Source organism: Ensifer sp. LC384 (assembly GCF_001695865.1).
Lineage (GTDB): Bacteria > Pseudomonadota > Alphaproteobacteria > Rhizobiales > Rhizobiaceae > Ensifer.
In genome coordinates this window covers 95,658-121,766 of sequence record NZ_MBST01000010.1, presented here as the reverse complement: position 1 = coordinate 121,766, position 26,109 = coordinate 95,658, and the positions used below count along the sequence as shown (strand labels likewise).

At 62.9% G+C, this 26,109-nt stretch carries 20 protein-coding genes and 2 pseudogenes; 2 read left to right on the top strand and 20 right to left on the bottom strand.

Translation table 11 applies throughout. The features are described from left to right. Positions 1-107 precede the first annotated feature (107 nt). The 4 genes from phnY to BC363_RS11025 all read right to left on the bottom strand — a co-directional run bounded on the left by phnY (position 108) and on the right by BC363_RS11025 (position 5,825). A complete protein-coding gene (gene phnY / locus BC363_RS11040) occupies positions 108-1,562 on the bottom strand; it encodes a phosphonoacetaldehyde dehydrogenase (RefSeq protein ID WP_065781671.1) in 1,455 nt (484 codons plus the stop codon). A 10-nt stretch (positions 1,563-1,572) separates the two neighbouring features. Then, positions 1,573-2,841 carry a phosphonoacetate hydrolase gene (gene phnA, locus BC363_RS11035; protein ID WP_065781672.1) on the bottom strand — a complete coding sequence of 423 codons (1,269 nt, stop codon included), beginning with the start codon at positions 2,839-2,841 and terminating at the stop codon, positions 1,573-1,575. A 21-nt stretch (positions 2,842-2,862) separates the two neighbouring features. Then, entirely contained in the window at positions 2,863-4,065 is a 1,203-nt protein-coding gene (locus BC363_RS11030) for a 2-aminoethylphosphonate--pyruvate transaminase (protein WP_065781673.1), read from the bottom strand. Between the two features lie 101 nt (positions 4,066-4,166). After that, the gene (locus BC363_RS11025; RefSeq protein ID WP_065781674.1) at positions 4,167-5,825 is read right to left on the bottom strand and encodes a Na/Pi cotransporter family protein; all 1,659 of its coding nucleotides are present in this window, start codon (positions 5,823-5,825) and stop codon (positions 4,167-4,169) included. 112 nt (positions 5,826-5,937) lie between these two features. Between BC363_RS11025 and BC363_RS11020 the strand changes: the two genes are divergently transcribed. After that, complete coding sequence (locus BC363_RS11020; RefSeq protein ID WP_065781675.1) at positions 5,938-6,849, top strand: LysR substrate-binding domain-containing protein; 912 nt, start codon at positions 5,938-5,940, stop codon at positions 6,847-6,849. A gap of 146 nt (positions 6,850-6,995) precedes the next feature. On the opposite strand, the pseudogene BC363_RS35900 reads toward BC363_RS11020, so the two are convergent. From BC363_RS35900 to nirK, 13 genes and pseudogenes are all read right to left on the bottom strand, one after another. After that, positions 6,996-7,112: pseudogene (locus tag BC363_RS35900) on the bottom strand (LysR family transcriptional regulator); the annotation flags it as partial. After that, positions 7,112-8,185, bottom strand: a pseudogene (locus BC363_RS11015) (SAM-dependent methyltransferase); the annotation flags it as partial. The pseudogenes BC363_RS35900 and BC363_RS11015, both read right to left, overlap by 1 nt. Further along, positions 8,157-10,814: a nitrate reductase gene (locus BC363_RS11010; RefSeq protein ID WP_065781676.1), complete on the bottom strand. Its 2,658-nt coding sequence runs from the start codon at positions 10,812-10,814 to the stop codon at positions 8,157-8,159. The pseudogene BC363_RS11015 and the gene BC363_RS11010, both read right to left, overlap by 29 nt. Positions 10,815-10,816: 2 nt before the next feature. Next, complete coding sequence (gene nirD, locus BC363_RS11005) at positions 10,817-11,152, bottom strand: nitrite reductase small subunit NirD (RefSeq protein WP_053248710.1); 336 nt, start codon at positions 11,150-11,152, stop codon at positions 10,817-10,819. Positions 11,153-11,156: 4 nt separating this feature from the next. Next, complete coding sequence (nirB, locus tag BC363_RS11000; RefSeq protein ID WP_065781677.1) at positions 11,157-13,616, bottom strand: nitrite reductase large subunit NirB; 2,460 nt, start codon at positions 13,614-13,616, stop codon at positions 11,157-11,159. Between the two features lie 5 nt (positions 13,617-13,621). Further along, positions 13,622-14,422 carry an ABC transporter ATP-binding protein gene (locus BC363_RS10995; RefSeq protein WP_065781678.1) on the bottom strand — a complete coding sequence of 267 codons (801 nt, stop codon included), beginning with the start codon at positions 14,420-14,422 and terminating at the stop codon, positions 13,622-13,624. Between the two features lie 14 nt (positions 14,423-14,436). Further along, positions 14,437-15,330 carry a nitrate ABC transporter permease gene (gene ntrB / locus BC363_RS10990; RefSeq protein ID WP_065781679.1) on the bottom strand — a complete coding sequence of 298 codons (894 nt, stop codon included), beginning with the start codon at positions 15,328-15,330 and terminating at the stop codon, positions 14,437-14,439. Positions 15,331-15,389: 59 nt separating this feature from the next. Next, positions 15,390-16,682 carry a CmpA/NrtA family ABC transporter substrate-binding protein gene (locus tag BC363_RS10985; protein ID WP_065781836.1) on the bottom strand — a complete coding sequence of 431 codons (1,293 nt, stop codon included), beginning with the start codon at positions 16,680-16,682 and terminating at the stop codon, positions 15,390-15,392. Between the two features lie 355 nt (positions 16,683-17,037). Then, the gene (locus tag BC363_RS10980) at positions 17,038-18,333 is read right to left on the bottom strand and encodes a CmpA/NrtA family ABC transporter substrate-binding protein (protein ID WP_065781680.1); all 1,296 of its coding nucleotides are present in this window, start codon (positions 18,331-18,333) and stop codon (positions 17,038-17,040) included. A gap of 52 nt (positions 18,334-18,385) precedes the next feature. After that, positions 18,386-18,973 carry an ANTAR domain-containing response regulator gene (locus tag BC363_RS10975; RefSeq protein ID WP_053248712.1) on the bottom strand — a complete coding sequence of 196 codons (588 nt, stop codon included), beginning with the start codon at positions 18,971-18,973 and terminating at the stop codon, positions 18,386-18,388. Positions 18,974-19,260: 287 nt separating this feature from the next. Beyond that, a complete protein-coding gene (locus tag BC363_RS10970; protein WP_053248632.1) occupies positions 19,261-19,962 on the bottom strand; it encodes a Crp/Fnr family transcriptional regulator in 702 nt (233 codons plus the stop codon). Positions 19,963-20,081: 119 nt separating this feature from the next. After that, on the bottom strand, positions 20,082-20,885 hold the full coding sequence (locus tag BC363_RS10965; RefSeq protein WP_244519853.1) for an SUMF1/EgtB/PvdO family nonheme iron enzyme: 804 nt from the start codon (positions 20,883-20,885) through the stop codon (positions 20,082-20,084). Positions 20,886-21,108: 223 nt separating this feature from the next. After that, a complete protein-coding gene (gene nirK, locus BC363_RS10960) occupies positions 21,109-22,251 on the bottom strand; it encodes a copper-containing nitrite reductase (protein ID WP_065781682.1) in 1,143 nt (380 codons plus the stop codon). A 336-nt stretch (positions 22,252-22,587) separates the two neighbouring features. On the opposite strand from nirK, the gene BC363_RS10955 reads away from it, so the two are divergent. Next, positions 22,588-23,811: an NnrS family protein gene (locus BC363_RS10955; protein WP_065781683.1), complete on the top strand. Its 1,224-nt coding sequence runs from the start codon at positions 22,588-22,590 to the stop codon at positions 23,809-23,811. Between the two features lie 80 nt (positions 23,812-23,891). On the opposite strand, the gene BC363_RS10950 is transcribed toward BC363_RS10955, so the two are convergent. The 3 genes from BC363_RS10950 to BC363_RS10940 are packed head-to-tail and all read right to left on the bottom strand — an operon-like array spanning position 23,892 to position 26,084. Further along, complete coding sequence (locus BC363_RS10950; RefSeq protein ID WP_065781684.1) at positions 23,892-24,200, bottom strand: metal-sulfur cluster assembly factor; 309 nt, start codon at positions 24,198-24,200, stop codon at positions 23,892-23,894. Further along, positions 24,187-24,723, bottom strand: coding sequence for a DUF2249 domain-containing protein (locus BC363_RS10945; protein ID WP_065781685.1), 537 nt, complete (start codon positions 24,721-24,723; stop codon positions 24,187-24,189). Before BC363_RS10945 ends, BC363_RS10950 begins: the two co-directional genes overlap by 14 nt. Further along, on the bottom strand, positions 24,720-26,084 hold the full coding sequence (locus BC363_RS10940) for a hypothetical protein (protein ID WP_065781686.1): 1,365 nt from the start codon (positions 26,082-26,084) through the stop codon (positions 24,720-24,722). The genes BC363_RS10945 and BC363_RS10940 overlap by 4 nt, the downstream gene beginning before the upstream one ends. Between the last annotated feature and the right edge of the window lie 25 nt (positions 26,085-26,109).

Here is a 26,109-nt window from a genome sequence, read left to right as displayed (position 1 = left end):
CCGCGAGCGACAGATGCTGACAAAGCGTCTCGCAAACATGCGCAAAGAAAAAGGGAGCTGCCGATCGACAGCTCCCAGGAAGGGTGATTTGGCAGGGGACGCCCGCATCACCAGGGCAGGGAAAACGTCTTGACGTTCGTGAAGCTTTTCATCGCCTCGATCACGCCCTCCTTGTAGCCATTGCCCGAATCCTTGATGCCGCCAAAGGGGGACATTTCGATGCGATAACCGGGCACCTCCCAGATGTTCACCGTACCGACCCTGAGGCTGGCGATGTATTTCTGCATGCGGCGGAAGTCGTTGGTGCAGACCCCGGACGACAGGCCGAAGGCGGTCGAGTTGGAGAGTGCGATCAGAGCATCGTCATCGTCGGGTGCCCGCACGATCGGAATGATCGGCGCGAAGGTTTCCTCCATCACCAGTTCGCTCGAATGCGGCACACGATCGACCACGATCGGCGGGAGAAGAGCGCCGCGGCGGCCCGGATCGTAGAGGATGTCCGCCCCCTGCTCGGCCGCCTGATGCACCCGACGCTCGAAGGTTTCGGCAGCACGGGCATGCACGACCGTGCCCAGTTCCGTCGCGCGATCCATCGGATCGCCGAAACGGAGCTTTTTTGCCCGTTCCAGCACGAGCGGCACGAAACGATCGGCCACGCTCTCCTGGCACAGAATGCGCTTGACCGCCGTGCAGCGCTGGCCCGAGTTCTTCGTTGCGCCTGCGACCGCGAGGTCGGCCGCCTTTGCCAGGTCGTCGTCCGACAGGTCGTTGAGGATGATCAGCGGGTCGTTGCCGCCGAGTTCGAGGATCTGGCGCTTGTAGTGCGCGTTCGCCGCGATCAGCTTGCCCACCGGCACGCTGCCGGTGAAGGTGATGAGGTCGAAGTTCGGGTTGGTCATCATTTCCATCCCGATATCCGCCGGCCAGCCGGTCACCACCGACAGCATTTCCGGCGGCAATCCCACCTCGTAGAGAATGTCGGCGAAGACGAGCGCCGTCATCGGCGTCAGCTCCGTCGGCTTCAGCACCACGCAGTTGTTGGTCGCAATGGCCGGCGCCACCTTGTGTGCCACCATATTGAGCGGGTGGTTGAAGGGTGTGATCGCCGAGATGGCGGTCAGCGGCTCGCGCATCGTGAAGATCTTGCGCGCCTTGCCGTGCGGGGTGAGGTCGCAGGAGAAGATCTCGCCGTCATCGCGAATGCACATCTGGCCCGACAGCGTCAGCACGTCGAAGGCGCGGCCGACCTCGTAGAGCGAGTCCTGCTTCGATATGCCGAGCTCCAGCGTGATGATATCGGAGATCTCCTCCTTGCGGGCGACCAGCATCTCGGCCGCCTTCAGCAGGATGCGCTGGCGCTCGTATCGCGTCAGCTTCGGCTGATAGGCCGCCGCAATCTCGAAGGCCCTGCGGGCGTGCTCGGCGCTGCCGGCCGGAACGGTACCGATGACGGCGTCGTTCCAGGGATAGTGCACCTCGATCACCCCCTCGGCATCGACCGTCTTGCCGGCAATGCGCATGGGTTCATGGCGAATGGCGAATGTCGTTTCCACCTTGGTCATCGTCCGCTCCCTATTGTGCCGGCTGTGCCGCCGCGACGAGCGCATAGTAGAAGGCGTCGAAGTTGCGCAACGTGGTGGCGGAAACAAGCTCGGGCAGCTTGCGGTTTGCGATGAATGGCACCTCCTGTTCCGTGAGGCCGCCGTGCGAGCGCAGCGGCTCGTTGAGCGCGGCAAGATCGTGGCGATGCTCGCTGGTGCCGAGCGTCTTGTTCTCCGAGGAGATGAGAACGATATCGCCGATGCGGTCATCCGGCAGTTCGAAACGAATGCAGGCCTCGGGCCGCGAAAGAACGAGGTCGATGCCGTCGATCGCCGCCAGCCGTTCGATGATCTCCTCCTTGTCGGCGCGTTCGGGCAGGTAAGCCGTCGCGAACGAACCAAGCGCGCCGTGGTGGACGACGTAGGGGTCGGTGATCGGCAGGATGACGCGCGCCGCGTCCTTTCCGAGCCATTCATCGAGCACGTCCTGCACGTAGATCACATCCGGCGAACCGTCGGCCTTGTGCTTCGGCTTCATGCCGTGATCGGCCGTCACGATGATCGCAGCGCCAAGCGCGTCGAGTTCGGTCAGGTACTTGTCGAACATCTCGTAGAAGGCGTTCGCCGCCGGAACGCCCGGGGCATATTTGTGCTGCACGTAGTCCGTGGTCGTCAGGTACATGACGTCAGGAGCGAACTCTTTCAGCAGCTTCACGCCGGCTGCAAAGACGAATTCCGAAAGTTCCGCCGAATAGACCTCCGGCACCGGCCGGCCAAGCCAGGCCGAGGCGTTCTCGATACCGTTCTCCGCCTTGGTCGACGTGTCGGACTTTTCGGACGAGAAGCAGACCGCTCTGCCCTCATCGAACTTGAGGCCGTCACCGAGAAGTGCGCGGAGCTTGTCCTTGGCCGTGACGACCGCGACCTTTGCGCCGGCATCGTAGAAGGCCTTGAAGATGGTCGGCGCCCGCAGGAAGCGCGGGTCGTTCATCATCACTTCGTTGCCGGTCTGCGGTTCGTAGAGGTAGTTGCCGCAGATGCCGTGAATGGCCGGCGGACGGCCGGTCGCGATGGAAAGGTTGTTGGGGTTGGTGAAGCTCGGGATGACGCTGAGCGCCGTGCGCTCCGTCCCGGTCTGGCGAATGCGGGCGAGCGTCGGCATCAGCCCGGCCTTGATGGCCTCGTCGAGATAGGCCGGCTCGCAGCCGTCGAGGCAGATGGCGATGGCGGTGACGTTCGGCCAGGGATAGGTGCGCCGATTGGCGGTGACGGCGACGTTGATCTTGGACATCTGGTTCATCGGGAAATTCCTATCGTTCGTTCAAGCGGCGAGACGGCTGCGTTCGGCAAGGGCGATCGCTGGAGGGGCGGCATTGGCGACCCCCATTTCGGCCAGAGAACTGCGGGCGGCTTCGACCACGCGGCGCATCACATGTTCATCCATGCGGCCGATGCAGCCGACGCGGAAACTGTCGACGACCGTCAGCTTTCCGGGGTAGATGATGAAACCCTTCTCCTTCATCAGCTCGTAGAAGCGGTCGAAGGCGAAGGCCGGATCGGCGGGGCTGAAGAAGGTGACGATGATCGGCGACAACCAGCGGTCGGCAAGCAGCGTCTCGAAGCCTGCCTCTCGCATGCCGGCGACCATGACGTCCCGGTTGCGCGCATACCGCGCCCCGCGGGCGGCAACACCGCCTTCCTCGCGATGCAGTCGAAGCGCCTCCAGGAACGCGGCGACGACATGGGTTGGCGGCGTGAAACGCCACTGGCCGGTCTTGTTCATGTAGTCCCACTGCGCATGCACGTCGAGGCTGAGCGAATGGCTGCGGTCCTTGGCCGCCTCCAGTTCGTTTCTGCGGGCGATGACGAAGCCGAAGCCAGGCACGCCTTCGATGCATTTGTTGGCCGACGAAACGATCGCCTCGTAACGGAAGTCGGCGAGCCCGGCCGCAACGGCACCGAAGGCACTCATCGAGTCGACCAGCAGCTTGCGACCGCTGGCATAGACAACCTCGGAGATTTCCTTGAGCGGATTGAGGATGCCGGAACTGGTCTCGCAGTGAACGACGACGACATGGGTGATGGCCGGATCTGCGTCGAGCGCGGCGGCGACCTCGGGGCCGCGCGGCGGCATGTAATCGCCCTTGTCGATCGTCACGTGGTCGCGTCCGAGGTAGGCGAGCGTCTGAGCGATACGCTTGCCATAGGCGCCGTTCATCAGCACCAGCACCTTGCCGTCGCGGGGAACGAAGCTGCCGAGCATCGCCTCGACCGAGAACGAACCGCTGCCCTGCATCGGGACGCAATCGAACTCGCCCTTGGCATCGCCGGCAATGTCGAGAAGCTGGCGACGCAGTTGCGCAGTCATCGCACGGAAATCACCGTCCCATGACCCCCAGTCCCTCAGCATCGCCTCTTTGACTTCGTAGGCCGTCGTCAGCGGACCGGGCGTCAGCAGATAGGGCTCGCCAAGTCTCGGCGTTTCCAGCGGTGCGATGGTTCTGTCAGAAGCGGTGTTTGGCATTGTCCGTCCTCACGTTGGCGTCTCCGGGACTGACAATGCGGTGGGCAGACATATATGTAAAATCGTTCTTTTGTATGAATCTATAGACAGAACTTATACATCTACGCGGCCGGAACGAGACGGCTTTCGAGCAGGTCTCCGGTCTCGCGAAGACGGGGATAGGCCATCGTCGTGACCAGCGAATTGAGTTCCTTCAGCGCACGCACGATCTCCAGGTGCATGTCGCTCGACTGGATGCTCGCGGCAATGCCTTGCCTGAGCCGCTCGAGATGGCTTTGACTGCTTTCCTGCACCAGCCGGCGGACATGTTCCTTCTGGCGCACCATCTCGCGGGCAATCACCGGTTCGGGCGAGACGAGCAGATTGGCGGCAAGTTTCACATTCGAAAACACGGCGGCATGCAGCGCCGTCAGTTCGTGCCAGCCCGCGGTTGAAAAGGCGCCGGCCCCCTCCAACCGTTCCTCCGCCATGCGCAACAGGCTCTTCGACACGACGTCGCCGGCATATTCCAGATGAATGGCCGCCTCGGTGAGTTCGATGCCGCGCCGGGATTGCTCCTCCGTCAGCACGCCTCGATTGACCGCAGCGATAAAAAGCTTGATCTCGCTATGGGCGCGATGGATGTCCCCGTCGATGCGGCGCAGCGCATTGACGGTCTCGGGCGTCGGCGAGGCGATCACGACCATGACCGGTTCGAGCAAACGCGTGATCAGGTTGCCCATATGCAGGACTTCGCGTGCGGCGGCCGCCAATGCCTGCGCCGGCTTGTCGATCAGAGACCGCTCGAGCGCACTCACATGGGCTGCAAGACTGGCTTCCTTGTCCCCGACGTTTTCGGGGGTGAGAAGGCGAATGAAGCGCGCCATCAGGCCACACGATACCAGACCCAGGAGCACCAATGCCGCATTGAACAGCACATGCAGATTGACGAGCTTGGCAGCGACCGTCGCGCCAGGCAGCCACGCAAACGGGATCTGCATGGAAAACAGCGTGAAGACCGCGGCGCTGAACAGTGCCCGGAAGGCAAGATTGCCAAGCGGCGGGCGCCTGCCCTCCACCGGCAGGCCACGGGTCAGCCACAGGGCGATCAGCCCGCCACCAAGATTGACGCCGAGGATCAAGGGAATGCCGACGTCGAGCGGCAGCAGACCCTTTGCGGCAAAGGTCAGGATCAAAAGGATGGCCGCAACGCTGGAATGCAGCCCCCAGGTGAAGACGGCAGCAACGATCATCACCGTCAGAGGGTCCTTGCTGAGCATGTCGATCGCTGCCGGCAGCAGCGGGCTTTGACCAAGCGGCAGCGTCGCATGGCCGATCATCTGCAGCGATAGAAGCAATAGGCCGATCCCGAGAACGGCACGCCCGGCCTCGACCGGCTTGCGAGCGCGCGCCTTGAGGTGCAGGAGGCCGCCTGCAGCAATCAGCAGCGGCGCCAGCCAGTGCAAATCGAAACTCAAGATCTTGACGACGAGGGCCGAACCCAGGTCCGCGCCGAGAAGGACCGCCAGGCCGACATCGAGGGTCAGCGCTCCGCTCACGGCAAAGCTCGCGGCCAGCATGGCGACCGCCGTCGAACTCTGAAGGGCAATCGCAATCAAACAGCCATAGGCAGCCGCGCGCGGCCTGCCACCAGCGCCGCCGACGGCACGCGTGACCACATCGCCGCAGGCAGCTTCGACGCCCTTCTTGACCAGGCTGACGGCGTAAAGCAGCAGGACTGTTGCAGCAGTGAGTTCGAGGGCGACGACCGAAAGATTCATAGGCGCGCTCCGGAAAGGTTTGGCTCCGGAAACTATCTTTTGCCCCTTTACATAAATCAAATCGTTCGTTCTGATGGTTTCATCGACAGAACTTATCTGTGGGGATGTTACCGTGCGCTATGTCCAGCTCCGCGCCTTTCACAATGTGGCTATCCATGGCGGCTTTTCACGGGCAGCCGAAGCCCTCTTCCTGACGCAGCCCGCTGTCTCCGACCAGGTGCGCAAACTCGAGGAGGAATATGACGTCCTGCTCTTCAATCGGAACAAGAAACAGGTCACGCTGACCCAGGCCGGCCAGCAGCTTCTGGAAGTCACCCGGCGCATGTTCGACGTCGAGCAGCAGGCACTCGATCTTCTCTCTGAATCGCGCGCATTGAGGGCCGGAAAGCTTAGGATCGTCGCGGATGCTGCGCACCATCTGCTGCACATTCTTGCCGCCTTCCGACGGACCTACCCGACGGTGCAGGTGTCGATCGACGCGGGCAACACGGAGACGGTCATCACCAGCCTGCACGCCTATGAGGCTGATATCGGCGTTCTCGGTGAAATCCCGCAGGTGGGCGACTTCGACGTTCTGAAGTTGAATTCCACGCCGATCGTCGCTTTCGCAAGCCGCGACTATCCCCTGGCGACGTGTCAGAGCGTCACCTTCGCCGAGCTTGCAAAACACCCGCTCGTCATGCGCGAGCGAGGCTCCAAAACCCGCCAGAAGCTCGAGGCGATGGCCGAGCAGTGCGGCGTCACGCTGACGCCGCTCATCGAGGCCGAGGGCCGCGAGGCCGTTCGCGAGATCGTCGCTGCCGGCGGCGGTGTCGGTTTCGTCTCCTCCGCGGAGTTCGGCCAGGACACCCGGCTCGTGCCGATCAAGATCGATGCTCCGGAAATGCTGATGGACGAGGCGCTCATCTGCCTGCGCGAACGCAGCAACGGCAAACTCGTCCATGCATTCTACGAAATAGCGCGCAAACTCACGCAAAACGCGGCCGGTGATGTCAAGCCGGCGGGAGACGCAGCCCTTGGCTGACACTTACTGCATGATTCCTTAAATCGGATCCGATTTAGGGATAAAATTATGCAGCAAGTTTAAAGCGTTACAGCGCCGCGCGTCATATTTGACGCGCGGCGCTGTAGGGCGTACCGGCACGGTCGCTGCCGGTCCTATGCGGCGCACGTCTTTCGCACCGCCGGCAGATAGCGCTCATGCCCAATTGAGAAGAAGTTCAACGAGCCGATGTTTTGGACCGGGCGGATGAAACCGAGATTGACCTGTCCGTTCTCCATTCACCGGCAGCTATTATGCCAGGAACGATATCGACCGGAATGCCATTCTCCTGCAACCGGGCGATCTCTTCGCCGGCGCATCCGGAAATCATCGCATCGCCGGATTTCAGCCGGACGACCCGTTTTCCGGCGCGCGCCAACGACACCATCATGTCGTTGATGTCCTCCTGTCGGCAGCTCGTGCGGTCGCCGACGAGAAGGCGCTTGGCCTCGCGCCGGGCAAGCTCCAGGACCTCGTCAGAGACCAAGTCGTCGAAAAGGATGACGTCAGCTGCCTGCATTGCCCGCACTGCCTTCAGCGTCAGATGCTCCGCCTCGCCGGGGCCGGCGCCGACGAGCGTGACGCGGCCGGTGGCAGTCCGGTTCGCCGCAAGGCGATCCATTTCCGCCACCAGCCGCGTCTCTACACCCTCCTCCGGTGTCTCCCGAAAGGCGTGATCGACAAAGCGCTCCCAAAAAGCGCGCCGCCCAACACCGGGCTTGAGGCGTGCATTGACCTTGTCGCGGATCGCCTGCGCCAGCGACGCCCAGTCCTTCAGAGCCGGTGGCAGCAGCGTTTCGATGCGGCGACGGATCGCCTGGGCCAGGATGGGAGCGGCGCCATCGGTCGATATGGACACGACGACAGGCGAGCGATTGACGATCGAGCCGAACTGAAACTGGCAATAGGCCGGTTTGTCGATGACGTTGACCGGTACGCCGGCCTTTTGGGCTGCCTCGAAGAAGGCTTGGGCATCGCTCTCAGCCTCGCAATCGGCGATCGCAAGCGCCGCGCCGATGAGCGTGTTCTTGGTCCAGGCTTCGCCGTGATGCACGAACCTGCCGCCCGGGTGACAGGAGCCGCCCTCGAGCAGGCGGGTGCAGACCTCTCCGAGTTCCTCAAACGGCGCATAGACATGCACCTCGGCGCCGCAGGCCGCCAACAGTTCCGCCTTCCAGGCAGCGGCGTCGGAGCCACCGGCCACGACGACGCGGCGGCCGTCGAGCGCCCAGAACACTGGCAGCTTTGCCAGTGGCATCATGCGCGGCGGCTCCGCGCGTAGGCGCCTTTCATTCCGCGGCGGCAGCAAGGCATCCATCGACGATCCCCCTGATCTCGGCGCGGCAGGAGCCGCAATTGGTTCCGGCATTGAGTGCCTGGCCGACCGCCTCGACCGTGCGGCAGCCGTTGCGCACGGCAGCAACGATCTGGTTGATCCCGACATTGAAGCAGGAGCAGACGGTTGCGCCCGGATCAGGCTTATCCGCTCCCGGCCGGCCGGCCACGAGCGCGAAGCGCAGACGCAGATCCGATTGCGAGATATCGAGCTGCTCGACCGCCCAGTTGCGGGCGACCGCGACGGGCTCCGGCGCGAGATACAGGGCCAGCAGAAGCCGATCGCTGTCGAAGAATGCAAGCCGGCGATGGCCCGATGGCCCGTCCGCGTAGCCGATCGGGTCGATATCGCCAGGCAGGTCGAAGGTGCGCCGGCACCAGGCGACCCAATCCTCAGGTGCCCTCTCCGCCGCCAGCTCGAGCCGCCAACCTCCCCGTGCCTTGGCGAGCGCCCAATAGGTGCAATCGAGGGCTTTAGGCTTTGCGGCACTCACCGCAAATCCATAGGTGGTGGCTGCGAAGCGGCGGGCGGAAACAGCAACGTTCTTGGAGGCCGGCTGCCCCGAAACGGGATCGGTGATCGGCGGCACCAAAGCATCGATGCGCGCCTTGGCCGCGAACTGGTCGTTCCAGTGCATCGGCACGAAGAGGTTGCCGCGCGCCTGGCGTTCGGTAATCAGTGCCCGAACGATCGCCTCCCCATAAGGGCTTTCCAATACCACGAGATCGGCGGGCGATAGATCAAGCTCCATCGCATCGCGCGGGTGGATCTCGACGAAGGGCTCGCCGATATGGGCGGAGAGCCGCGCGCTCTTTCCCGTCCGGGTCATCGTGTGCCAGTGGTCGCGGACACGCCCGGTGTTGAGGGTGAAAGGGAAGGCGTCGCTGACGCGGTCGTCAACGCGACTGGTGGTCGCGATGAAGCGTGCGCGCCCGTCCGCATGGAAGAAGCTGCCGTCAGCGAAGAAGCGTGTCGTCGCGCTCGCCGCACCCCGCGGCTGCGGCCATTGGAACGGTATCAGCGCATCATAGCCGGCATTATCGATCGAGGCATGGGCACCGATATCGAAATCGCGCCGCCCATCGTTCTCGAAGCCTGAAAGACCGGCATGTTCGGCAAAGATTTCGGATGCCGACGCATAGGCAAATGCGCCGGCAAAACCCATGCGGCGGCCGACTTCGGCAAGCTGCCACCAATCCGCTCTGGCGTCCCCAGGTGCCGAGAGAAAACCACGCTGGCGAGAAATGCGGCGCTCGGAGTTGGTGACCGTGCCATCCTTTTCACCCCAGCCGAGCGAAGGCAGCAGCACATGCGCATGACGCGTCGTATCGGTCTTCTTCAGGACATCGGAGACGACGACGAAGGGACAGGCCTTGAGCGCTGCCTCGACGGCATCGGCATCCGGCATCGACACCACCGGATTGGTCGCCATGATCCAGATCGCCTTGATGCGCCCGTCGGCAACGGCGCGAAACATGTCGACGGCCTTGAGGCCCGGCTTGGCGGCGAGCGACGGCGCGCCCCAGAAGCGCCGGACCTGATCGCGGTGCCCGGCCTTTTCGATATCCATATGGGCGGCAAGCATATTGGCAAGCCCGCCTACCTCGCGACCGCCCATGGCGTTGGGCTGGCCGGTCAGCGAGAACGGCCCCATGCCGGGACGACCGATGCGGCCGGTGGCCAGATGGCAATTGATGATGGCATTGACCTTGTCGGTCCCGGCCACCGACTGGTTGACCCCCTGGCTGTAGCAGGTGACGACCTTTTCCGTCGTTTCGAACAGTCGAAAGAAGGTCGCTATTTCCGTCGCCTCGAGCCCCGTCGCCTGCGCCAAAGCGGTCTCATCGAGCGCACTTGCTGCGGCGAAGGCTTCGGCGAAGCCGCTGGTATGGGCGGAAATATAGCCCTGATCGACGGCCGGGCTCGCGGCCAGGTGCGCGAACAGGCCATTGAACAGCGCAACATCACCATCCGGTCGGATCGCCAGATGCAGATCGGCGATGTCGGCGGTCATTGTCCGGCGCGGATCGATGACGACGACCCGCATCTGCGGCCGGGCTGCCTTAGCCGCAGCCAGACGCTGGTAGAGAACCGGATGGCACCAGGCGAGGTTGGAGCCGGTCAGGATGACGAGATCCGCCAACTCCAGATCCTCGTAGCAGCCGGGCACGGTATCGGCACCGAAGGCGCGGCGATGACCGGCCACGGACGAGGACATGCACAGGCGCGAGTTCGTGTCGATGTTGGCCGAGCCGATGAAGCCCTTCATCAGCTTGTTGGCGACGTAGTAATCCTCGGTCAGCAACTGGCCGGAGACGTAGAAGGCAACAGAATCCGGCCCATGTTGGGCGATCGCGCTTGAGAAACGCTCGGCAACATGATCGAGCGCCTCATCCCAATCCGCCCGTTCGCCGGCGATCTCGGGATAGAGCAGCCGTCCGTCGAGATCGAGCGTCTCGGCAAGCGCCGACCCCTTGGAGCAAAGCCGGCCGAAGTTGGCGGGGTGATCCGGATCGCCTTTCACGCCGACGCCGCCGTCATCGCCAACCGTCGCGATCACGCCGCAGCCGACACCGCAATAGGGACAGGTGGTTTTGACTTCGGTTGCCATGACTATTCCGCCGCGATCATCAGGCTTTCGAGCGCGATGAAGAGCGCGCCGCCGTCGTTGCGCACGGGGATCGTGCGCACGGCGCCCTCGTCCGCGCCCAGCGCCTTGCCGGTTTCGAGCGAGATCACCCAGTTGTGCAGCGGGCAGGTGACGGCCGTGCCGTGGACGATGCCCTGTGACAGCGGCCCGCCCTTGTGCGGGCAGTGATCCTCGATGGCGAAAACCTCGTTTTCGGCCGTGCGGAAGACGGCGATCTTGCCTTGGGGCGTTCGCACGCAGCGTGCGCCGCGGAGCGGAATGTCCGAAATGTCACCGATTGTGATCCAGTTCATGTCCATCATCTCACTCCGCTGCCTGGGAAAAACCGACCGTCGCCATCGGTCGGAACTCGTGCTTGTCCTTGCCGGAGACACGCTCCGACCAGGGGTCGACCTGGGCGAATTTCTGGCTGAAGACGAAGCGATCGAAGAACGCCTTGCGACGTTCCGCATCGTCCATGATCTGGCGGCGGATTTCCTCGAGGCCGACGCGCTTGGCCCACTTGTAGATACGCTCGAGATAGCGGGCCTGCTCGCGGTACATCTGCGTCAGCGCCACGATATGCTCGAGCGCCTCGTCCTCGGTCCTGACCAGACCGAGAACCTCGGTGCCCTTGATGTCGAGCCCGGCGGCACCGGCAAAGTGGATCTCGAAGCCGCTATCGACGCAGATGACGCCGATATCCTTGCAGGTGGCCTCGGCGCAGTTTCTGGGACAGCCGGAGACGGCCATTTTCAGTTTGGCCGGGGTCCAGGAACCCCACATGAACTTCTCGATGCGGATGCCCAGCCCGGTCGAATCCTGCGTGCCGAACCTGCACCAGTCGGAACCGACGCAGGTCTTCACCGTGCGCAGACCCTTGGCGTAGGCCTGGCCCGACACGAAGCCGGCCTTGCCGAGATCGGCCCAGACGGCGGGCAGATCTTCCTTCTCGATGCCGAGCAGGTCGATGCGCTGACCGCCCGTAACCTTGACCATCGGGATCTCGAACTTGTCGACCACGTCAGCGATCGCGCGCAGTTCCCCAGAGTTGGTGACCCCACCCCACATGCGCGGGACGACGGAATAGGTGCCATCCTTCTGGATATTGGCGTGCACACGCTCGTTGATGAAGCGCGACTGGTAGTCGTCGGCATATTCGTCCGGCCAATCGCAGACGAGATAATAGTTGAGCGCCGGGCGGCACTTGGCGCAGCCGCAGGAAGTCTTCCATTCCAGCTCCTGCATCACGGCGGGAATGGTCTTCAGCCCCTTGGCCTTGATCAGTCGGCGGACGTCGTCGTGGCCGAGTTCGGTACAGTTGCACATCGGCTGGACGGCAGCGGGATTGTAGGCTTCGCCGAGCGTCAAGGACATCACCTGCTCAACGAGACCCGTGCAGGATCCGCAGGAGGCGGATGCCTTGGTATGGGCGCGCACCTCGTCGAGCGATGTCAGTCCCTTGCCCGTGATCGTCGCGACGATCTTGCCCTTGCATACGCCGTTGCAGCCGCAGATTTCCGCATCATCCGGCAAGGCTGCAACGGCCGCCGTAGGGTCCAGCGGGGATCCTCCCTGATAGGCCTGGCCGAAGATCAGGGTTTCGCGCATGGCGGTGATATCTGCCCCCCTCTTCATCAGATCGAAGAACCAGGAGCCGTCCGATGTTTCGCCGTAGAGGACGGCGCCGATGATGCGGTTTTCCCTCAGCACCAGGCGCTTGTAGACGCCGGCGGTCGCATCGCGGAGCACGATTTCCTCGCGACCTTCGCCATCGGCAAAGTCGCCGGCGGAGAAGAGATTGATGCCGGTGACCTTGAGCTTTGTATTGGTGACCGAGCCATGATATTCCGCATCACCGCCGGCCAGCCGGTCGGCAAGCACCCTGGCGCTTTCATAGAGCGGCGCCACCAGGCCGTAGCAGGTGCCGCGATGTTCGGCGCATTCGCCGAGCGCATAGACCGCCGCATCCGACGTCATCATGCCGTCGTCGACGACGATGCCGCGGTTGACCGCGATACCGGCTTCCTTCGCCAGGCCTGACGCCGGACGAATGCCGACGGCCATGACGACCATCGACCCCTCGATGATCCGGCCGTCTTCGAGCTCGATGCCCTCGACCTTCGTTTCGCCGAGGATCCGTTTGGTGTTGGCCTTGGTGACGATCTCGATGCCACGTTCGGTCAGCGCTTTTTCCAGGAGATAGGCGGCGGCCGGATCGAGCTGACGCTCCATGATCGTCGGCATCAGGTGGATGACGGTGACCTCCATGCCCTGGCGCTTGAGGCCATAGGCCGCCTCGAGCCCGAGCAGGCCGGCGCCGATGACGATGGCACGGCCGCCGCCCCTGCTGCCGGTAAGCATTTTTTCGACGTCGTCGAGGTCGCGGTAGGCAAGCACGCCGGGTAGCTGATGGCCGGGCACGGGAATGATGAAGGGACTGGAGCCGGTGGCGATCACCAGCTTGTCGTAGCTGGCGGTGATGCCGTTTTCCGAGGTTACCGTGCAGGCCGTCCGGTCGATCTGAGCGACCTTGGCGCCCTTGTGCAAGGTGACGCCATTTGCGGCGTACCAGGCGTCGTCATGGATGACGATGTCCGCGTATTCCTTCTCGCCAGACAGCACCGGCGACAGCATGATGCGGTCGTAATTGACGCGCGGCTCGGCGTTGAAGATCGTGACCTCATAGCGACCCGGGGCCTTTTCGAACAGCTCTTCGAGCATGCGCCCCGGCGCCATGCCATTGCCGATGATGACCAGTTTTTCGCTTGTGCTTTGAGCCATGGGGATCACTCCGCAGCTTCGACGAAACGGTGGCGCTCGTAGAGGAACTTGAGCACCGCTTCGCGGCATTTGAGGTAGGTTCGGTCGGCCGCAAGCTCGATGCGCCGGCGCGGGCGGGCGAGCGGCACGTCGAGGATCTCGCCGATGCGCGCCGAAGGCCCATTGGTCATCATGACGATACGGTCGGAAAGCAGCACCGCCTCGTCGACATCATGGGTGATCATCAGCACCGTGTTGCCGAGCTCGGCGTGGATCTGCATCACCTGGTCCTGCAGATGGGCGCGGGTCAGCGCATCGAGTGCGCCGAACGGCTCGTCGAGCAGCAGCACCTTCGGTTCCATGGCCAGCGCCCGGGCGATGCCGACACGCTGCTTCATGCCGCCGGAAACCTCGGACGGGCGCTTGTCGGCAGCGTGCGCCATCTGCACCAGCTCGAGATTGCGCATGGTCCAGTCATGGCGCTCAGCCTTACCCTTGGTCGCGCCGAACACCTTGTCGACGCCGAGGCGAACGTTCTCGTAGACCGTCAGCCAGGGCAGCAGCGAATGGTTCTGGAAGACGACGGCGCGGTCCGGTCCCGGCTCGTCGGCAACCCTGCCATCGAGCAGGACCACGCCGGTGGTGGCCTGCGTCAGGCCAGCGACAATATTGAGCAGCGTCGACTTTCCGCAGCCGGAATGGCCGATGATCGAGATGAATTCGCCCTTGTCGACGGAAAGCGAGACCTGCTTCAGGACCTCCGTCCTGACGCCGCCGCGTTCAAAACTCTTGTCGATAAGCTCAAGCGAAAGATAGCTCTTGGTCATGGTCTTTGCCTTTCTCACGCGGTTGCCGTGCCGCGGGTAACGATGCGGCCGATGAGGGCGATGAGACGATCGAGGAGGAAACCGACGATGCCGACGTAGATCAGCGCGACGATGATGTCGCTGATCAACGAGGAGTTCCATGCGTCCCAGATGAAGAAGCCGATGCCGACGCCACCGATCAGCATCTCGGCGGCAACGATGGCGAGCCATGAGAGGCCGATGCCGATGCGAAGGCCGGTGAAGATGTAAGGGGCTGCCGCCGGCAGCATGATCTTGCCGAAATATTCGAAGGCATTGAGCCGCAGCACCTTGGCGACGTTCTGGTAGTCCTGCGGAATGTTGCGGATGCCGACGGCGGTGTTGATGATGATCGGCCAGATCGCGGTGATGAAGATCACGAAGATCGCCGAGGGGGTGCCGTCCTGGAAGGCGGCAAGCGACAGCGGCAACCAGGCGAGTGGCGGCACCGTGCGCAGCACCTGGAAGATCGGATCGAGCCCGCGCATGGCAAGGGCGCTCTGGCCGACGAGTGCGCCAAGCGCGATACCGACGACGGCAGCAAGCGCATAGCCGATCGCAACACGCTGCAGGCTGGCCGAGATATGCCAGAACAGACCCTGATCGACCCCTTGCCCGACATAGAACGGGTGCGCAATGAGCTCCCAGCTTTCTTCGAGAACGCGTGTCGGCGCCGGCAAGCTCGAGTCGGGCGCCGAACAGATCACCTGCCAGGCGACCAGGATGAAGCTCAGAGTGACCACGAGCGGGACGAGATTGATCAAAGCCGTCGTGAGCGCCGCCGGCAGCCGGCCGCTGGCGCCGGGTCTGGCGGCGCGGGTAAAGGCGATGACACGGGCCGCGTGCCGTGGGGCAGCATCCTGCGGAAGCTTGAGGTTGGTGACGGACATACCGTTCTCCTAAAGGTTCAAGTCGGGCGGCGGCGGGGTTCGGCCGCCGCCACGAAGGCTCAGGCGACGCGCGAGATGCTCAGGCTCTTCAGGTAAGCCTGCGGATCTGCCGGGTCGAAGACCTTGCCGTCGAAGAATTTTTCCACGCCGCGCGAGGTCGAGGACGGGATGTCGGAGACGCCGAGCTCCTTGGCCGCCTCGCGCCAGATGTCCTCACGGTTGACCGTGGCAACGAGCGCCTTGACGTCGGTGTCGGGCGCAAACTTGCCCCAGCGGATGTTCTCCGTCAGGAACCAGCTGTCATGGCTCTGGAAGGGATAGGAGGCGTGGTCGCGCCAGAACTTCATGAAATGCGGGCTGGCCTCGACGATCTTGCCGTTGCCGTAGTCGTATTCACCCTTCAGCCGGTCGACGATGTCCTTCGGCGGTACGTTGAACCAGCTGCGCTTGCCGACGATCTTCGCCAACTCTTCCTTGTTGGCCATGTCGTCGCACCATTGCGCCGCTTCCTGGATGGCCATGGTGAGCGCCTTGGCGGCGCGCGGGTTTTTCTCCACCCAGTCGGCACGCATTGCGAAGGATTTTTCCGGATGCTCGTTCCAGATCTCGGCGGTGTTGACGGCGGTGTAGCCGATCTTCTGGTTGACGAGCTGCTCGTTCCAAGGCTCGCCGACGCAGAAACAGTCCATGGTGCCGACCTTCATGTTGGCGACCATCTGCGGCGGCGGAACAACAATCGTCTCGACATCCGAGTCCGGATCAATGCCGCCCGCGGCAAGCCAGTAACGCAGCCAGAGGTCGTGTGTGCCACCGGGGAAGGTCATCGCCACCTTGGCCGCAGCGCCTTCCGCCTTCTTCCTCGCAAAGGCCTCCTTCAACGCGGAAGCATCGAGCCCGACTTTCAGATTGGCATAGGCGCCACCGACCGAGATCGCCTGCGCGTCGAGATTGAGGCGCGCGAGGATCGCCATCGGCAGCGGCTGGTTGTTCTGCGTGACCTTGCCGGTCGAGATCAGGTAGGGCATCGGCGTGAGAATATGGGCGCCATCGATGCCGGCACCGGCCGAACCGAGCACAAGGTTGTCGCGCGTCGTGCCCCAGGAAGCCTGCTTGACCACATCGACTTCGGTCATGCCGTACTTGTCGAACAGGCCCTTCTCCTTGGCGACGATCAGTGGCGCGGAATCGGTGAGCGCGATAAAGCCGAGCACGGCCTTGGTCGTTTCCGGACCCGCAGCCTGAGCGAAGGCGCCGGAAGGGAATGCCGCCTTGACCGCACCGAACAGGGCGGCCGTGGCTGTGGTCTTCAGCAGGCTGCGGCGGGTCAGGCCGCCGGTCGAAAACTTGGTCATGCGCAGGTTCCTCTGCTGCTGCCGGGCAAAGCCGGACATAAAAAAACGCCGCTTGGAGATTGCGTCCGGGATCAGGAGGAATCCTCGGGAAACAAAAACCTTGCGACGTCAGTGTCTCTGGCAAACGCGATCTGGCGTTTGAACTCGCTTCAATCGCCGTTGATCGAAGCGATTTCTTAGAAGCAAGGGTCGTGCCAGTTTCAGAGGAGTAGCTTTAATATACTGAGATTAAAGGATAAAAATACAACTTGATAAAGCAGCCCATAAAAATGGCTATTATAGAATCTGCTGAATTATTGTGCGCCGCACACAATCGGCCTGGCGACTCTGCCCAAACAAGCAGCGGCCGACGCCTTCAGTTGTCGGCGTCAAAAGCGACTGCACCGCCCGTCGCACGCACGGGAAACGCCTCGACATAGGCCTTGATGGCGGCAGGGTCGAAAACATGCCCGTCCACGAAGCCATCGTCGGCAGATGCGCCCTCGATCCTGATGTCAGCACCCACTGGAGCCACGCCATTCCCGAGCGCGAGCCGATAGAGGTCCGGGCGATAGGCCGAAGCCGCGGTCGTCATCCCGTCCGGGCTGAGGCCAACCTGCCCCCAGCGCGCCATCTGGCTGTAGATCCACAGTGCGTGGCTGGGTCGGGGATAGTTGGCGAAACGGCGATGGAAGACAAAGTAATCGTCGATGACCCGGCGCTGCCCGTGGGCGTCGATGGTGAACTCGCCGGAAAGCACGCGGCGGATGATTTCGACCGGGGCGCCGACATACCGCTGGTCGGCGAGCGCGTCGGACAGGGCAGCGCGGTTCTGCGGATCGTCGCACCACTGCGCTGCCGCATCCAACGCCACGATCAATCGTGAAACGGTTTCCGGATTGGCCTCGGCCCATTCAGGGCGCATGCCGACGACCTTTTCGGGCGCCGACGGCCAGATATCCTGCTTGGCGGCGACGATACGCCCGACGCCGCGCTCGGATGCAACCATGTTCCAGGGCGCACCGACGCAGAAACCATCGATCGCGCCGGCGGCGAGCGCGTCGGAGGTCATCGGAGGCGGCACCACCACAAGCTTGACGTCGCGGTCGGGATCGATGCCGCCAGCCGCCAGCCAGTAACGGAATTCGTAATTATGCGAGGAGAAGGGATAGGTCACGCCCAAGGTCGGCGGCGTTTCGCCATATGCCTTCATGCGTCGAAGCACGGCAGCAAGCACTCGGGCGTTGGCAAGCGCGTCCTCAGCGCCCCCGAGCGCCCCTTCCTCGGCCATGCGGGCATAGAGCCGGTTGGACAGCGTGATGGCATTGCCGCCGCGCCCGAGCGAGAAGGGCGTAATTGCAGGCGAAGGGTTGGAGCCGAGACCGAGCATCGCCGCAACGGGCATGGGCGCGAGCATATGGGCAATATCGAACTGACGGAAAGCCAACCGATCGCGAACATTGGCCCAGGAAACATCCTTGACCAGATCGAGTGTCAGGCCTTCCTTGCGAGCAAAGCCGAACTCGCAAGCGGCCACCAGCACCGATGCGTCCACCAGCGGGATAAAGCCGGCGCGCAGCGTGCGGGCATCCTCGCTGCGCAGCTTTTGCGGCGCCGGCAAGCCGTCACCGGTCGAAGCCTGGCCGCTGCCGATATCGCCGAAATTGGCCATGATGTTCACTCCGCTCACTCCTTGCGACAAGGCCGATGCACCGCGCGCGCCATCACATCAGCAGGCCGGCAGCCGTCACCACGCTTTGCGCGATTTCAGACATCTTCTTCTTTTCGTTCATCGCCGTCTGGCGCAGCAGGGCAAAGGCTTCCTCTTCCGAGAGACCGCGGATCTTCATCAGGATACCCTTGGCGCGCTCGACGACCTTGCGCTCCTCGAGCGCGGACCTGGCGTCGGCCAGTTCTCTTTGCAGCCGGCTGAAGGCGTTGAACCGACTGACGGCCATGTCGAGGATCGGCTTGACGCGCTCCTTCTTCAGGCCGTCAACGATATAGGCCGACACGCCCGCTTCCACCGCCGCCTCGATCGAAGCCGTGTCCGAGCGATCCACGAACATCGCGATCGGTCGCCCCACAGTGCGCGTCAGTTGAAAGAGATGCTCCATCATGTCGCGATTGGGGTTTTCGATATCGATGACAATGACATCGGGCCTGAGGCTGTCGATGATCCGCGCGACGCCCTGCACCTCATGAATCACCGTGACCTTGCGATGCCCGGCCTCATGCAATCCTTCCTCGATGATCGAGGCACGGATGGCGTTCTCGTCGATAACGAGAATAGTGAGGTCGCGGTTTGTCATGGTGCGATCATGATGCAGCGCAGCAAGTTTCGCAACAGAATTGCCTATTTTCTTGACAAATTTGTTGCTGCCTAATTTTTAGGCTGACTGCCCATCACGTTAGCGCTACTTAGCGCGTCATATTTGACGTGCAGCGCTGTAGCCGGGTCATCGAGATGCTGCACCAATCGAAGCGGCGCAATCCGGCCAAGCTGCCGACCGGGAGACGGCCGTGCGAAAACCTGTTCGGATTGTTTGTCGCTCGCCCAGATTCAGGCGTGAAGCGCCCCATGGCCGGAGCCGTGAACCTAGTTTTTCTCGACCTGCTCCGCCAGCCGGCGCAGCCCGGCCAAGTCACAGAGAAGCAGCTTTTGACGTCCGCCCTGGACGAGGCCCCGCCCCTCCCACGCACTGAGGATGCGCGAGACCGTGTGAAGGGTGGTGCCGGTCATTTCGGCAATGTCCTGACGGGAAATGGGAAAATCGATACGCACGCCGAGCTCTTCGCGCTTGCCCGCCTGTTCGGCAAGGCGCAGAACCGCGTGCGCGACCCGGCGCTCGACCTCCTCGGTCGACATCTCGCGGATGCGGGTATGGGCCTCGTCAAGCCGCTGACCGATCGTGTGCATCGCGTTCACGGCCAGATGCGGATTGCTCTCGACGAACACGTTCCAGAGCTCGGTCGGCCAGGCGAGAACAAGGCTTTCCGTCGCTGTCATCGCCGTGCCGGGATAGTCGCTGCGCTGCAGCGCGCGGGCAAAGCCGAACAGATCGCCCGGGTTGACGACACGGACGATGATCTGTTGGCCGTCGCGGGTGACTTGGGTGACCTTAAGTCGTCCATGCAGAAGCAGGTAGAACGAATCCGCCGCAGCCCCCTGTTCGAAGACGGCCTCATTCTGCGGGACGCGCCTGACGGTCGCATGCGCCAGGAGCTTGTCCAGCTCCTGATCGCTCATCTTTTGAAACAGCGGGAGCGATTTGACGAGTGTTCGGTCCAGTGCAGCCACGTCGTTTCCTGTCTCCTGCGGATCGGCGATGCGCGCTGCTATATCACGTGCGATCGGGCGGAAGAAGCGGACAGCACCCCGTCGTAGCCCCAAGGCGGCGATAATGAGGGCCTGCGCTGTTACACCGCACCGGGAAAACGGCGCTCGAAGGCGTACAGCATGTTCGCATACCAGCGATCGTCGCGAACCAGGCGGAAGCCGAGATTGTCCGGCGGCACGCCGACGGCGCAACCACCGCTCTTCGGATCGCGAATGAAGAAGCTCATCGACGCGCGGTGCTTGCCGTCGACGACGTAGATGCCGCAGGCGGGCGATTCTTTCAGCACCTCGCCGTCCTCGCCGATCGTCACCCGACGGTGGCAGGTTTGCGTCCATTCCCAGACATTGCCGTCGAGATCGGCAACGCCGAATTCGTTCTCGCCGAATGTGCCGGACGGTTGCGGCATCGGGTTCTTCGACTTCTGCCGGGTGGATTCGCGCTCGTAGTCGGCAAGCCATCTCAGCGCCGGGTTGTCCTTGCTGCCGTCGATGCCAAGCGCGTCATCGGGAAATTTCCTGCCTGCCGCAAAGGCCCATTGCCGATCGGTCGGCAGCCGCCAGACCTGCCCCGTCCTTTCGGTCAGCCAGGCGGCATAGTTGCTGGCATCGGTGTAGTTGACGCCCGTCATCGGCGTACCATTGCCGAGGCTTGCCGCCGGCTCACCCCCCTCGCAAGCTCCGTCTTCGACGCAGCGCTGATAGTCCCTGCGGCTGACCTGATACTTCATGATCCTGAATGGTGTCGCGAGCGTCGCATCGACAAGCGGCGCATCGACGGCAAAGCCGTTCTTGATGAAGTGGCCTTCGGCCCGGTACTCCATGCGGCGTGGCTCGATGGTCACCGTCACCGGCGCCTCGATGCCGGTATCGACCGATGTGTCCATATCGTCCAACAGCCCGACCTTAGCCGAAAGCACGCCGCCAATGGCAACCAAAAGCATTGCTGGAACGGCGACCGAAAAGACCGAAACCGAATTCTTGTGACGTTTGTCGCGCATGACCTTCCCCTTCTATTGGCAGGCGCCGACGGCTGCGGCGCATGCCCTTGTCGCTCCTGTCGCCGCCCGAGGATTTCCCCGGGCGGCGTAGCCGATTGCCATGCCTGGGTTACATCGACGCCGGCTTGACGACCGAGGTCATCAGATCGTCGTTCCACTCGCCGGTGACCTTGAAGTGTCCCGCCGCGCCCAGCTCAAAAGCTTCGATCAGGTTGTGGTTGACGTAGGCGTAAACACCCGGCTGTCGGAATGTGTAGAAAGCCGCACCGGCGGTGCCGCCCGGAATGAACCAGGTTTCCTGGTCGAGTTCCGGCGGGTTGCGGAACTTGCCGGTCGCCCAGACATAGTCACCGTGTCCACCGATCAGGTGTGGCCGCGTATCGCGGTTTGCCTGCGAATGGATGACGAGCACATGCTCGCCCACGGCCGCCGTCAACGCCCTCTCACCGGTCAGCGCTCCGACCGCGCCATTGAAGACGACGTGCGTCGGCGTCAGCGTGCGCATGGCCTTGACGGTGTCCTCGTAGGCGTCGCCGGGCGTTTCGTATTTCTTGTAGTTGCCGGCCTCGTCGCGCGGGATGTAGAAGTCCTGCTCGCCCACGTAGTAGACCTTGTCATAGGTCAGCGGCTGTCCCTTCTCGTCCTTCAGCCCGTCGCGCGGCAGTACCATGATGGCGCCGTTCATGCCCGAGGTGACGTGCCAGGGCACCATGCCTTCCGGCGCGCAATGGTAGACGAAGACGCCGGCCTTTGTGGCCTTGAAGCGCAATGTCGTCTCTTCGCCGGGATTGACCTGCGTCAGGGCGCCACCGCCCAGGGCCCCCGTTGCTGCGTGAAAGTCGATATTGTGCAGCAGCGTGTTGGTGGCGGGGTTGATCAATCTGAGTTCGACGTAGTCGTTCTCGTGGACGACCATCAGCGGACCGGGAACCGAGCCGTTGAAGGTCATGGCGTGCACCTCGGCGCCTTCGCCATCGATCACCAGCTTCTTTTCTTCGATGGTCATGGTGAATTCGACCACGCGCGGACCGGTCTTGGCGACCTGATCGTGAGCATGAACGAAGGGCGGCGCGACCAGGTCGACCTTGACCCGCTCCAGTGTCGCAATGTCGACCGGTGCCGCGCCCGTAGCCGCGGGAGCGGCGGCCGTTGCGGCCTGGGTCGAGGTCGCCGTCAGGATCGGCGTCAGCGCGCCAGCGAAGGCGGCGCCGGCCAGAATCGTCCGGCGAGTCATCTGCAGCTGTTCTGTCATCATTGCTCTCCTTGGGCATGACCGCGCGACCGGAATGGCCGTCCGAAAATCATCCCGATATTCAACGTGTTACGGTGTCCTCTGCCGTCCCTGGCGGGCTCACCTCAGGTTTTGACCACCGGTTTTCCAGCAGTCATGTCTCAAGTAGAACCGAGAGCGAATGACGTCTTTGTCTTGGAACAAATCGGCCCGGGAAGTGGATGTTTTTCTGCAAATCTTCATGCGAGGCGGCAATAGCCGGGCTCTATAATTGCGTTTTCGCAAAGAGGCCTCGGCGGGCCACGGATAAATCGGTCCTATCCAGAAGTCCGCTGGACGAAAGAACAGGATCGAACAATGCTTAATCTACTTAGAAAACCACGACCCCGCGGCGGAATCCCGCGTGGGCTCGCCACCACTGGCCCCGTTCTCTTCTCCTATGGCTTCAGGCCGTTTTTCCTCGGAGCCAGCCTCTGGGCGATCTTCGCCATGGCCGCATGGATCGCAGCCCTTGTCAGGGGCATCGACATCGCCGGCGATTATGACCCTGCCCATTGGCACGCGCACGAGATGCTCTTCGGGTTTTCATCGGCCGTGCTCGCGGGCTTCCTTTTGACTGCGGTTCCGAACTGGACGGGAAGACTGCCCGTTTCCGGAAGGCCGCTGGCCTACCTGTTCGCTCTGTGGGTTGCCGGGCGGCTGGCGCTGCTGGCAACGGATGTGATCGGACTGACACCGGCGGTCATCATCGAAGCCGCGTTCATGCCGGCATTGCTCACGATCTGCGCGCGCGAAGTCATCGTCGGGCGGAAGTGGAAGGATCTGAAGGTCGTCGGCGGATTGGTCCTCCTTTCGGCCGCCAATGCGTGGTTCCACATCTCCGTCGTCCGGCAACTCGACGTCGATGCGGCAGCACGGCTGGCGATCGGCGCCTATGTCATGTTGATCATGATTGTCGGCGGCAGAATTCTGCCGAGTTTCACCCGCAACTGGCTGAACAAATTCGGCCGGACCGACTTTCCGGTTCCTTATAATCGCTTCGATACTGCGAGCATTCTCGTCGGCGTGGCGGCCCTCACCTGCTGGACCTTCGCACCACAGCAAATCGTCACGGCCGCCATCGCAGCCGCAGCCTCGTTGCTGCAGGCCGCACGGCTTGTCCGCTGGCGTGGCTGGACCACCTGGCCGGACAAGATCGTATTCATCCTGCACGCGGCCTATGCCTTCGTTCCGCTCGGCTTCGCCGCGGTTGCGGTAGGTGCCGTCGGCGCCCTCGACGGGTATCCCGTCATGCATGTGATGACCGTGGGTGTCATGGCCTCGATGATGCTGGCCGTCATGACGCGCGCAAGCCGAGGGCACACTGGCAGGCCGCTGGCCGCATCGAACCTCAGCTGCGCGTCCTACATCGCCATTATCGGCGCGGCGCTGGCGCGCCCCTTCGCCGAAATCCTGCCGGTTCACTATCATCATCTGATCGCGCTGTCGGGAGCGCTCTGGATCGCTGCCTTTGCGCTGTTCTGCATCGAATACGGTCCGATGCTGGTTCGCGATCGGCGCTCGCCACGTGGGGCCGCCTAGCGGCCGTACCGGCTAATTCATCCTGCAAGAAAGAATGAAGGTTGCCGCATCTGCGGCAACCTTCATAAGGCGTTATCCAATTACCGCGCTACGGCTGCGTCGAGCATCATCTCCGGGGTCCACGGCGGCTCATAGGTCAGCCGCACCTCGGCATATTCGACGCCCGGCACGTACCAGACGCAGTTCTGCACCGCCTCCTTGAGAAAGGCCGTCGCCGGGCAGGCCTTTATCGTCGTCGTCATCGTCACCCGGACAAGACCGCCGTCCTGGACGGAAATGTCGTAGATCAGTCCGAGGTCGACGACGTTGGAGCCCATTTCCGGATCGACGATCATCCGCAGGGCGGCGCGGATGCTTTCGACCAGTTCATCACTTTCAGTCGGCTGCATTTTCGTGCCCCTTGCGTCCACCGACGCGGATCAGGATGCGATAGGTCTCGCCGGCCGCGTCGAAATTGCCGGCCCATTTGTGGCCGCGCTTGGCAAGCTCGGGATAGAGAAACAGCGGCTCGCGCGCGAGCAAGGCGAAGAGCACCTCGCCGGCCTGCATCTTTTCCACCACGGCGAGGATGCGCACCATCGGTTCGGGAGGGTCCAGATCCGTCAGGTCGAGCTGGCGGGCAGGGTCCGGCCAGGCATCCAGATCTGTGTCGCCGGCCGAGACCCGTATTCCGTCCACCTGTCCCTCTGGCGTGAACAGTACCTCCCAATCACCGTCGGCGAGCGGTTGGTCCTGATGGGCAAAGCCGCGGCCGGCCATGACGCTGAAGAGGGGCACCGGCCTGAACGTCGCAATCAGCTTGAGCGGTTGCCCGGGTGCCAGGCCGTCGACGGCGCTCATGATGGCCTGGAACGGATCGTTGCCGCCTCGCAGAAGTGGCCTGACGTCTAGCTCGTAGGGATCTTTTGTCATGGTTGTCTCCGTGACTGGAACGGTGGGAAGATAAGGTGTGGATGGGCGAAGCCGCCAGAAAGCCGAAGATTGTCGGGCACGTTGCTGAGCCGTCGTGTTGCCGCGAATTCCCAAAGCAACGCATTGACCGCAATCAACTGGCCAAGGCTGCTCGCCCGAAACAGCAGTGCCTTGTCGAAAGACAGCGCTATCGAAGCCACGATCACGGTGAAGTAAAAGAGCCGGAACCAGTGAGCGGCGCGCGCCTCGACGACCAGATCCTGAACCCGCGGCGTCGGCATGCGCCCGAGCAGCGGGCCGTAACATTCGAGCCAGGTGATGAAGGGAACGATCTTGTAGAGCTGTGCCAGTCCCATACCGGTCAGCCAGCCGAATGTGACGAGATAGACCAGCGGACCCAGGCCGCTTTCGATCTGGCCGACCGCAGCCAAAACCAGGAAGAATAAGGTCGCGACAGTCAGCGCCGAAAAAGCGCCGATGCCGGCCCGGCTGTTCAGTTCGATGTGCTTGCGTTTGCGTTCACGGTAGATCCGCACGATGTCGGCCATGTAAATTCCGATGGCGATCACACCGGCCAGCGCGGCGATGAAAAGCACTGCCGCTTTCCCGGCTAAGCCGGAGAGGATCATCGGCACGACGCAGGCGACCATGACGAGAGCAGCGGCGCCGAGTACCCAGACAACCCTGCTGCTAAGCCGCTCCCGATCGGGCGACAGCATGAACATGGTCAAAAGCCGGTAGCTGACTCCCATGGTCGTAAAGCTCAGCCAGCCGCCCAGTCCCAGCACGGCATGAAGTGAAACGCCTTCAAGCGTCAGATCGATGGCGCCCGGCGCATCAGCAAGCCCGGCAAGGACAAATGCATAGGTACCGCCAAGGGAAATGGTCATGACAAGGGTGCCGAGACCGACGGCGACGAACCGCGCAGGCAGCGGCAACGGTCGAGCGCGCCATAGGGTAGCGGCGAACACGATGATGAGCAGACCGAATCCGGCGATCGTCACGGTCGCGCCGAAGGGCAGGAGGAGCGGCGACAGGTTGTCGGCACCGGCAAGGCCGATAAAGCCAAGGACAAGGCTGGTTATGCCGACCACCAGCAGCACCAGGGCCGGAAAAGCCAGGTGCGACAGCGAAAGCGGCCGGCCAACGAGGACCGGCACGAACTGCAACAGGGCTCCCGCCATCAGCAGGCTGAGCCAGCCAAGCGCAATGGTGTGAACGAGCGCCAGCGTCTCAGGGGCTTCGATGGATGAACCCGGATATCCGAAGCCGAAGACCATCATCATCTCGCCGATGGCAAGAAAGATCAGCGCGGCCGCGAAATAGGACATCGTCCAGCGGGAAAGCGTGGCTCCGAACATCGCGGTTCATCCTGACGACAGCATT